Source organism: Pseudarthrobacter sp. NPDC080039 (genome assembly GCF_040702335.1).
In the GTDB taxonomy this organism is placed as follows: domain Bacteria; phylum Actinomycetota; class Actinomycetes; order Actinomycetales; family Micrococcaceae; genus Arthrobacter; species Arthrobacter enclensis_A.
Genome location: NZ_JBFBKY010000057.1, coordinates 1 through 1,861, shown reverse-complemented (window position 1 = coordinate 1,861; position 1,861 = coordinate 1). Strand labels below are relative to the sequence as shown.

Genomic DNA, 1,861 nt, shown 5'->3' with positions numbered 1-1,861 from the left:
GATCCGTGCCACCAGGCACCTATTTGTTGATATTCCACCCATGAGCACCCGCCACGAAACGAGCGTCCGTGCAACGGGCTGTTACTCCTGACAACACCACACCACCAACATGCGTTCGTGATGGATAGTTGTAGGTGCTCCTTAGAAAGGAGGTGATCCAGCCGCACCTTCCGGTACGGCTACCTTGTTACGACTTAGTCCCAATCGCCAGTCCCACCTTCGACAGCTCCCTCCCACAAGGGGTTAGGCCACCGGCTTCGGGTGTTACCAACTTTCGTGACTTGACGGGCGGTGTGTACAAGGCCCGGGAACGTATTCACCGCAGCGTTGCTGATCTGCGATTACTAGCGACTCCGACTTCATGGGGTCGAGTTGCAGACCCCAATCCGAACTGAGACCGGCTTTTTGGGATTAGCTCCACCTCACAGTATCGCAACCCTTTGTACCGGCCATTGTAGCATGCGTGAAGCCCAAGACATAAGGGGCATGATGATTTGACGTCGTCCCCACCTTCCTCCGAGTTGACCCCGGCAGTCTCCTATGAGTCCCCACCATCACGTGCTGGCAACATAGAACGAGGGTTGCGCTCGTTGCGGGACTTAACCCAACATCTCACGACACGAGCTGACGACAACCATGCACCACCTGTAAACCAACCCCAAAGGGGAAGGACTGTTTCCAGCCCGGTCTGGTTCATGTCAAGCCTTGGTAAGGTTCTTCGCGTTGCATCGAATTAATCCGCATGCTCCGCCGCTTGTGCGGGCCCCCGTCAATTCCTTTGAGTTTTAGCCTTGCGGCCGTACTCCCCAGGCGGGGCACTTAATGCGTTAGCTACGGCGCGGAAAACGTGGAATGTCCCCCACACCTAGTGCCCAACGTTTACGGCATGGACTACCAGGGTATCTAATCCTGTTCGCTCCCCATGCTTTCGCTCCTCAGCGTCAGTTAATGCCCAGAGACCTGCCTTCGCCATCGGTGTTCCTCCTGATATCTGCGCATTTCACCGCTACACCAGGAATTCCAGTCTCCCCTACATCACTCTAGTCTGCCCGTACCCACCGCAGATCCGGAGTTGAGCCCCGGACTTTCACGGCAGACGCGACAAACCGCCTACGAGCTCTTTACGCCCAATAATTCCGGATAACGCTTGCGCCCTACGTATTACCGCGGCTGCTGGCACGTAGTTAGCCGGCGCTTCTTCTGCAGGTACCGTCACTTACGCTTCTTCCCTACTGAAAGAGGTTTACAACCCGAAGGCCGTCATCCCTCACGCGGCGTCGCTGCATCAGGCTTGCGCCCATTGTGCAATATTCCCCACTGCTGCCTCCCGTAGGAGTCTGGGCCGTGTCTCAGTCCCAGTGTGGCCGGTCACCCTCTCAGGCCGGCTACCCGTCGTCGCCTTGGTAGGCCATTACCCCACCAACAAGCTGATAGGCCGCGAGTCCATCCAAAACCACAAAAGCTTTCCACCAACCACCATGCGATGGAAGGTCATATCCGGTATTAGACCCAGTTTCCCAGGCTTATCCCAGAGTCAAGGGCAGGTTACTCACGTGTTACTCACCCGTTCGCCACTAATCCCCAGTGCAAGCACCGGTTCATCGTTCGACTTGCATGTGTTAAGCACGCCGCCAGCGTTCATCCTGAGCCAGGATCAAACTCTCCGTTGAAGTAAAACAAAAACAGACACAACCAAGAACCACGGAAATAACGCGGAACCAGGCTGCACAAAATTTGAAACCAGCCAAAAACACCAAACCAATACCACAGGGGCGGCACGATTCGGCAAATTCAACCAATTACATACATAATCGGTATCAACAAACTTGGCACACTATTGAGTTCTCAAACAACAGACACA

Annotated in this window: 1 rRNA gene; it reads right to left on the bottom strand. The window is 55.0% G+C overall.

The window, feature by feature from the left end:
- Window positions 1-145: 145 nt before the first annotated feature.
- A 16S ribosomal RNA gene (locus tag AB0313_RS21940) occupies window positions 146-1,670 on the bottom strand.
- Between the last annotated feature and the right edge of the window lie 191 nt (window positions 1,671-1,861).